Origin of the sequence: Aquabacter albus, from assembly GCF_040049275.1 — a bacterium.
Lineage (GTDB): Bacteria > Pseudomonadota > Alphaproteobacteria > Rhizobiales > Xanthobacteraceae > Aquabacter.
On the sequence record NZ_JBDZDT010000039.1, the window covers coordinates 1 to 1,039 of the forward strand.

Consider the following 1,039-nt stretch of genomic DNA (forward strand, 5'->3'; position numbering starts at 1 on the left):
AACAGGCCGGAGAGGAAGCCGCCACCGCCGGCCGGGCGGCGCTCCAGCTCCTCGATGCGGCGCTGGGCCTCCTGGAGCGCGTATTCCTGCACGACTATGGTCTGCGCCATGAAGTAGGGCGCCGCCGGTTGGCGGGAGACCCGGTCGCGGATGAAGCCTTCCGCCTCTGTGTCGCGGGGGCCGGCCTGCTGCTCCACCTGGGCAAGGCGTCCGAACAGGCCCTCGATGGCCTGGCGATCCTGCGTGTCCATTGTCAAATCTCCGATGTGTGAGAGGTCACTCTTGCCGCTGGCCGGTGAGGTTCAGCAGCAGCTGGAAGATGTTGATGAAGTTGAGGTAGAGCGAGAAGGCGCCGAACACCGCCAGCTTCTGCTGGGTGTCCCCGCCGAGATTGTCGGCATACTGTTCCTTGATGGACTGCGTGTCCCAGGCGGTCAGGCCGACAAAGACCAGGATGCCCGCCACCGAAACTACGAACTGCAGCATGCTGGAGCCGAGGAAGATGTTCACGACGCTCGCGATCATCACGCCGATCAGGCCCATGATGAGGAACGAGCCGAACCGCGAGAGGTCGCGCTTCGTGGTGTAGCCGTAGAGGCTTGTGGAGCCGAACATGGCGGCGGCGATGAAGAAGGTGCGGGCGATGCTGGTGCCCATGAACACCAGGAAGATGGAGGCCATGGAAAGGCCCATCACCGCGCAGAACGCCCAGAACAGCGCCTGCGCGCCCGAGGCCGACATGGACTGCATGCGGAACGAGAAGAACAGCACGAAGGCCAGCGGCGCCAGCATCACCACCCATTTCAGCGGTGTGGAGAAGATGGGCACATAGAGCGCCGGCGTGGTGCCCACCACGAAGGCGACAATGCCCGTGAGGACGAGCCCGAAGCCCATGTAATTGTAGATGCGCAGCATGTGCCGGCGCAGGCCCTCATCGAATTCCGCCCGGCTGACGCCGGCGGCGGGGCTGCCCCAGTCATAGCCGTAATTTGGCGTGTTCATGGTGGTTTATCTCCTTCGATGGCGTCAGTAGAGGGAG

At 63.8% G+C, this 1,039-nt stretch carries 2 protein-coding genes; both read right to left on the reverse strand.

Going from position 1 to position 1,039, the window contains the following annotated elements:
* On the reverse strand, positions 1-251 hold a 251-nt coding region (locus ABLE91_RS28915; RefSeq protein WP_348936012.1), incomplete at its 3' end, for a DUF2076 domain-containing protein.
* Between the two features lie 25 nt (positions 252-276).
* Positions 277-1,002, reverse strand: a complete 726-nt coding sequence (locus ABLE91_RS28920; RefSeq protein WP_348936013.1) for a Bax inhibitor-1/YccA family protein — start codon at positions 1,000-1,002, stop codon at positions 277-279.
* Between the last annotated feature and the right edge of the window lie 37 nt (positions 1,003-1,039).